Annotated in this window: 7 protein-coding genes; 6 read left to right on the plus strand and 1 reads right to left on the minus strand. The window is 68.6% G+C overall.

Going from position 1 to position 6,619, the window contains the following annotated elements:
- Window positions 1–240: 240 nt before the first annotated feature.
- Window positions 241–618 (minus strand): hypothetical protein, encoded by a 378-nt coding sequence (locus H7965_RS28140; RefSeq protein ID WP_186773847.1) that lies wholly within the window; start codon window positions 616–618, stop codon window positions 241–243.
- Window positions 619–722: 104 nt separating this feature from the next.
- Between H7965_RS28140 and H7965_RS31855 the strand changes: the two genes are divergently transcribed.
- The 6 genes from H7965_RS31855 to H7965_RS28165 form a co-directional block, all read left to right on the plus strand.
- Window positions 723–1,220 (plus strand): hypothetical protein, encoded by a 498-nt coding sequence (locus H7965_RS31855; RefSeq protein WP_315898716.1) that lies wholly within the window; start codon window positions 723–725, stop codon window positions 1,218–1,220.
- On the plus strand, window positions 1,112–1,405 hold the full coding sequence (locus H7965_RS28145; RefSeq protein ID WP_229682846.1) for a DNA methyltransferase: 294 nt from the start codon (window positions 1,112–1,114) through the stop codon (window positions 1,403–1,405). The genes H7965_RS31855 and H7965_RS28145 overlap by 109 nt, the downstream gene beginning before the upstream one ends.
- 160 nt (window positions 1,406–1,565) lie before the next feature.
- Window positions 1,566–2,567: an SDR family NAD(P)-dependent oxidoreductase gene (locus tag H7965_RS28150; RefSeq protein WP_229682845.1), complete on the plus strand. Its 1,002-nt coding sequence runs from the start codon at window positions 1,566–1,568 to the stop codon at window positions 2,565–2,567.
- A gap of 302 nt (window positions 2,568–2,869) precedes the next feature.
- On the plus strand, window positions 2,870–4,852 hold the full coding sequence (locus tag H7965_RS28155) for a BCCT family transporter (RefSeq protein ID WP_186773845.1): 1,983 nt from the start codon (window positions 2,870–2,872) through the stop codon (window positions 4,850–4,852).
- A gap of 29 nt (window positions 4,853–4,881) precedes the next feature.
- Window positions 4,882–6,126, plus strand: coding sequence for an MFS transporter (locus H7965_RS28160; RefSeq protein WP_229682843.1), 1,245 nt, complete (start codon window positions 4,882–4,884; stop codon window positions 6,124–6,126).
- 208 nt (window positions 6,127–6,334) lie between these two features.
- Window positions 6,335–6,619: hypothetical protein (locus H7965_RS28165; protein ID WP_456308211.1), on the plus strand; the 285-nt coding region annotated here is incomplete at its 3' end.

Consider the following 6,619-nt stretch of genomic DNA (forward strand, 5'->3'; position numbering starts at 1 on the left):
CCCACCTTGCCCGCCATCCGGCGCGCACTGCTGGCTCAGCTCGCTGCCGCCATCCGGCTGCGATGTCCCAGATGCCGCGAGTTCATCGACCTACACAAGCGCGAATGAAAGTGCCGAAGTAGTGCCAGTCGCCCGTGAATTATGAGGTTTTCAGGCAGCCGGGGGTCGCGGCTGGCGGCCCTCTTGGGTTTGCTGAGATGGGAGTAGCAGGCTGAGCAGGCAGGCCAAGAGCCAGGCCAGTCAGGCGCGGAGCAGGCGGAGGTTGTGGCCTGCGGCGGCGAGGATGATATTGGTGGCGTCGCCCTTGGTACCGAGCAGGAAGTTGCGGCCGAGATGGCCGTGGCTCTTATTGCGGCCGATGACGGGCTCGATGGCGCTGCGGCGCCGCCGCTCGCGGCGAATGTTCGGGGTGATGCCGCGCTTTTGGCCGGAGACGAACACACGGGTTTTGTCGGCGTCGTGGCTGCGGTAACCGCGATCGACATGGGCCCGCTCGATGCCGAGGCCGGTGATGCGCGCGGTCTGGGCAATTTGAACGGCGAGGGTGTGGTCATCAAAAGGATTGCCCGGCAGGGCGCGGGCGCCGAGGACGAACTGCCCGCCAACCGCCGCCTGCATGGCACGACAGGGCGCATCGTCATAGAGCACTTCGTCGAGGAGCAGCCGTCCCTCAAGCTGCTGCCGGCCGGGCCGAAGTGTTCGGCGCCATCGTCGTCGCCACCGTGCTGCTGGACCGGCTCCTCCACCATGCCATTGTCGTCCGCATCGAAGACGCCAGCTACCGCCTCCGCCGCCATGCCGACCTGCTGCCGGACACCAGCTCAGCGCGGCAGATGCCTGCATCTAAGCCAACACCCGCTGGCGAGGCAGGTCACCCAAGCCGCATCCCGACGGCCTCATCGCCGCCCTGTAGACACCAGCTACAGTGGGATTTTTTCGCCAGCACTTCCAGGGAAATCAACGTCAGCATTGACAGGTGCTTGGCCGTGGCCACTACCACTGGCAGCACGAGTCCTGCTGGTACGCGGTGCGAGGCACCGGGCACTGGAGCGGCGACCGCAAGCAGACCACCCTCTGGTAGATCGCCAGCCGCGGCCAGGACGCCGAGACGGTGCACGGGACGCAGAAGCCGGTGGAGTGTATACGCCGGCCGGTCGTCAACAACAGCAGCCCGGGACAGGCGGTGTACGAGCCGTTCAGTGGCTCGGGCACCACGCTGATCGCCGCCGAGATGGAGGGGCGGGCCTGCCATGCCCTGGAGCTCTCGCCGGCCTATGTCGATGTCGCCCTCACTCGCTGGCAGGCCTTCACGGGACAGCAGGCGATGCTGGACGGCGCCGGCCGGAGCTTCGACGAGATCGCCGCCCAGCGCGCTGAGAAGGCCTCACATGCCAGCGCTGGTTGACCCACACCCTCCCGCCACAAACGGGGGAGGCAAGCCAGCGCCAATGATCACACCCGTGGCACCTTGATCCTCCAGTGCAGCCGCGGCGGTCGGAACGAAGGGTGCCGCCCGCCGTTCCCTGCTCACCTCGCGCACTTCGCCGCGCAGGCCGGAACTCGCCGTGTCACGCATTCTGCTCTTGAGCCTGCTGCTGCTTCTGGCTGCCTGTGCAATGCCGGCCGTGTACGAATCTGACCGTGTCGCCATCTCTGGTAGGACCTGGGTCGTCACTGGCGCCTCGTCCGGCATCGGGCGCGGCGTCGCGGAACGCGCAGGTTCCATGGGCGCGAACGTCGTCCTCGCTGCCCGCCGCATTGAGGCGCTGGAGGATGTGGCACGGGTCATCCGCGCCAATGGAGGTGAGGCCCTGGTCGTACCTACTGACGTCAGCCGCCCGGAGGCGGTGGAGGCTCTCGCCTCAGCGGCTGAGCTGCGCTTCGGACGGGTGGATGTCTGGCTCAACAATGCAGGCGTGGCATCCATTGGCCGTTTCGACGAGATCCCCGTCGCTGACCACACCAGGGTCATAGACGTGAACCTGAACGGCGTCCTTTACGGCAGCCATGCCGCGCTTCGGCGCTTTCGCGCGCAAGGATCGGGAACCTTGGTTAACATGGCTTCGGTCGAGGGCCGGGTGCCGCTCGCCTATCATGCCTCCTACGCGGCGACGAAGCATGCCATCATTGGCCTGGATGGTGCGCTGCGGCAGGAGATGCGCCTAAGCGGCTTGGACTGCATTCGCATCATCACGATCCTGCCCTGGGCAGTGGACACGCCGTTCTGGGCCAATGCGGCCGCACGAATGGGCCGCGAGCCGCGCGGGCCTTGGATGGACGGCGCTCGGGAGGTTGCCGATGCCATTGTCTGGGCGGCAGTCAATGCGCCAGCTGGCGAGTTCCCGGTCGGTCCGAAGGCTTCCGCCGCCGTGCTCGGATCTAGGCTGGCTCCGGGCCTCACGATACGCATTGCAGGCAGCGTCATCCACCAGGTGCAGATGGAGAATGCACCGCCAGCGCCTGATAGGCCCGGCAATTTATTCGTTCCGAGCCCTGCGCCGCCGACCGTGGAAGGCGGGTTCCGGAGCCGCAGGCCCCGGCCCGGGCCAGTACTCTCGCCACCGTAGTATGCGTCCATGCACCGCGGCCTGACGGCGCCGGCACTCTTCTCTCGTTCAGCGCCCGCGCCATCGCCGGCTGGCCGACTCCCTGCGCGCGGACAAAGTGCCCCCGGTGCTGACTGACCCGACTGGGCGAGAAGCGGCCATTCCCATCGCGCAAGGGTAGGCGGATGGTTCTAGCGGGATAGGGGATGGCCGCATTCCTCGCCAGCGCAACGGCCTCCAACCCATCCGGGGCCGCGACGTTGGCAGCACGCGGCAGCCACCGGAGCGGCAGGCCGCAGCATAGCGTGCCATAGGAGGACGCCATTCCCGAGAAGCGCCAAGCCTCGCCGCAGCCCGCACCGACAGCCGCCACGAGCCCGGTTTTCCTCGTCTCCGCCGGTCTGGTGGTGCTGATCGTCCTGGCCGGCGCCATCGCTCCGGACATGGTGGGCCAGGTCTTCACGGCGGTCCAGGCCTCGATCATGGACCGGCTCGGCTGGTTCTACCTGCTCTCGGTCGTAATCTTCGTGGGCTTTGTACTCTACCTCGCGATGAGCAGGCATGGCGGCGTCAAGCTCGGGCCGAACCATGCGGAGCCGGACTACAGCTACGGCTCTTGGTTCGCGATGCTGTTCAGCGCCGGGATGGGCATCGGCCTCGTCTTCTTTGGCGTGGCCGAGCCCGTGATGCACTTCACCACGCCCCCGGTCGGCGAGGCAGGCACGGTCGAGGCGGCGCGCGCGGCGATGCGCAGCACCTTCTTCCACTGGGGCATCCACGCCTGGGCCATCTATGCCGTGGTCGGGCTCTCGCTCGCCTATTTCGGTTTCCGCCACGGCCTGCCGCTGACGGTGCGCTCGGCCTTCCACCCGCTGCTTGGCGACCGCATCCACGGGCCGATCGGCCAAGCGATCGATATCTTCGCCGTGCTCGGCACGGTTTTCGGCGTCGCCACCTCGCTCGGGCTTGGCGTGCTGCAGATCAATGCGGGGCTCGCGCATCTCACCGGCCTGCCGGAGACGTTGCCGGTGCAGGTCGCGTTGATCGCCGCGATCACCGGAATGGCCACCGTTTCTGTCGTGCTCGGCCTCGATGCCGGCATCCGCCGGCTGAGCCAGTTCAACGTCATCCTCGCCGCGGCGCTGGTGGTCTTCGTCGTGGCAGTCGGGCCGACAGTCTTCCTGCTGAAGGCGCTGGTCCAGAACACCGGCGGCTACCTGAACGAGATCATCACCCGCAGCTTCAACCTCTACGCCTATGAGCCGAATGCCTGGCTGGCCTCTTGGACGTTGTTCTACTGGGCCTGGTGGATCTCCTGGTCGCCCTTCGTGGGCATGTTCATCGCGCGCATCTCGCGCGGGCGAACCATCCGGGAGTTCGTGCTCGGCGTGCTCTTCGTGCCGACTGCCTTTACCTTCGTCTGGCTCACCGTCTTCGGCAATACAGCGATCGCGATGCACCTGTCGGGTGCGACGCGTGTGGTGACGGATGCCGTAGCCTCCAGCGTGCCGCTTGCGCTCTTCGCCTTCCTCGAGCAGTTCCCGCTGGGCGGCCTCACCTCGGCTCTGGCGACGCTGCTGATAATAACCTTCTTCGTCACCTCAGCCGACAGTGCCGCGCTCGTCATCGACACCATCACCGCAGGTGGGTCCGACCGCGCGCCGGTCTGGCGGCGCATCTTCTGGGCGGTGACCGCGGGCTTGGTCGCGGCCGTCCTGCTCTTCGCGGGCGGTCTCCAGAGCCTGCAGACCGCGACCATCGCCAGCGCGCTGCCCTTCACGGTCGTGATGCTGGCCATGTGCTGGGCCCTGCACCGTGCATTGCAGCTCGAGGCGCTGCGCGAGACCATCGTGCACGCGCCCACCCCTGCCGCGGGCCCGGTACCGGGCGCCTGGCAGCGGCGCCTGCACACCATTCTGCACAACCCCTCGCGCGCCGAGGTGCAGGCCTTCCTCTCCGATATCGCCACCCCCGCACTGGACGCGGTGGCACGGGAGCTGCGCGCCCGCGGCGTCGAGGCCGAGCTGCTGCGGGAGGAGGGGCGAATCCGCTTGGTTGCGAGCCCCGGCACGGCGGAGGAGTTCCGTTACGGAATCCGGCTGCGTGGCCATGTCGCCCCGAGCTTCTCCTACTCTGCCGGCCCACGGGACGGCGAGGATCGGAGTTGGCGTGCCGAGCTCTTCCTGCGTGAAGGCGGCCTGGACCAGGACCTGATGGGCCTCGGGCGCGAGGAGCTGATCGCGGATGTGCTCGCCCGCTACGAGCGGCACCTAGCCTTCCTGCACGCGGCCGAGCGGACGCGTTGAGGCCCGGCACGACGGGTGCGGCCGGCGCCGTGCTCCGCCCCATCGCCGCGCTGCTGGTTGGCGTCTTCGTCACCATGGCGGGTAGTGGCTCGCTGGGCACCGCGGTGAGCCTGCGGCTGGAGGCGGCGGAGCTGCCCCGGCCCGTTATCGGCTTCGTGATGTCGGCCTATTTCGCTGGGCTCACCCTTGGCTCATTACTCGCCTACCGGGTCGTACTGCGGGTCGGCCATATCCGCGCCTTCACGGCCTTCGCCTCAGTGGTTTCCGCAGTGACGCTGCTCTATCCGCTGCTCCCGCCGCCACTTGCCTGGGTGCCGCTACGGCTGGCGGAGGGCTTTTGCATGGCTGGCATCTTCATCTGCGTCGAGAGTTGGCTGAACGACCATGCGGGCCCCGCCTCGCGCGGGCGCATTCTCGCAGCCTACATGATCTGCCTCTACCTGGGACAGGCCTCGGGGCAGGTTTTGCTTGCACTGGACTGGAGCAATGACGGGATGCGTGTTTTCCTGCTCGTCTCCGTGCTGATCTCTGTTGCGGTGCTGCCGGTCGCACTTACGCGCATGCCGCCGCCCGCACTGCCTGAGGTGGCTTCCTTCCCGGCGCGCCGGCTCTGGGTGGCCTCGCCGCTCGGCGTGGTGGGCACGGTGGCGAGCGGACTTGTTCTCGGCTCGGTCTATGCGCTCGGACCCGTCTTCGCGCGCGACGCGGCGGGCTTCGAGGCGCAGGGCGCCGCGCTGTTCATGGGTGTTCTGATCACCGGCGGCGTGCTGCTACAGTGGCCGCTCGGGCGCCTGTCCGACGCCTTTGACCGCCGGCGGGTGATTGTCGCGACGCTGGCGCTGCTGGTGGTGGCCGCGCTCCTCGTCGCCTCCGCCGCGGAAGGCGGGGGTGTGGCGCTGCTCGGCTCGGCGGCATTCTTCGGTGGGGTCGCCTTTGCGCTCTATCCGCTGTGCGCAGCCCATACCAACGACCACCTCGCGCGCGACGAGCGCGTGGCCGCCAGCGGCGGCCTGGTGCTGGCCTATTCCTCCGGCGCGACGGCGGGGCCGCTGCTGACCTCGGCTGTGATGATGGCACTGGGCGGGTGGGGCCTGTTCCTCTTTGCGGCCTTGGTCGGCCTGCTCGGCCTGGTCTTCGCGGCTTGGCGCCTCTTCGCGCGCGCCCCGGTGCCGGCGGAGCGGCAGGGTGCCTTCCAGCCTCTGCCGGGCACCACACCAACCGCGGCGCCGCTGGACCCGCGCACTTCTCTGCCTGCCACAGGACGCGGTGCGTGACGGCACAGACCGGTGGGCAGCAACCGGGCGGCGCCTCCACTCGGCGGGTCCGGTTTGGGCCGGGATGCGCCGAGCGTGGCCCGCGGCAAATGGCCTCTTTCCCGCATGCCTCGCCGGAAAGCGGACAGACTGCTCTCGGCCAAGGCCGACAGCCTCACCCACTTCGATGCCCTCGAGGCGCAGGCCCTGGCGTGATCGCATGATGGCCATGTCGCCGCCGTCCGGCATCCAGGGACGGGTCTTCTGGGCGCGCGGCTTGCGGGACTTCGGCGATGGCTTGGCGGCGGTGCTGCTCCCCGCCTACCTCGTCGCACTTGGCTACGGCGCGACCGAGATCGGCCTGGTGGCGACCGCGGCGCTGCTCGGTTCGGCGCTGATGACGCTCGCCGTCGGGGCGCTGGGCGCGCGGGTGGATCCACGCGCCCTGCTCTTGCTCGCCGCGGCGCTGATGGTGGCCACGGGCCTTGGCTTCGCCGTGGTGGCCAGCTTCGCA

This window comes from Siccirubricoccus deserti (assembly GCF_014283215.1).
Taxonomy (GTDB): Bacteria; Pseudomonadota; Alphaproteobacteria; order Acetobacterales; family Acetobacteraceae; genus Siccirubricoccus; species Siccirubricoccus deserti.

Excerpts from the sequence above, each read along its gene's own strand:
- H7965_RS28140 (WP_186773847.1), bottom strand. The coding sequence starts at position 618 with ATGCAGGCGGCGGTTGGCGGGCAGTTCGTCCTCGGCGCCCGCGCCCTG.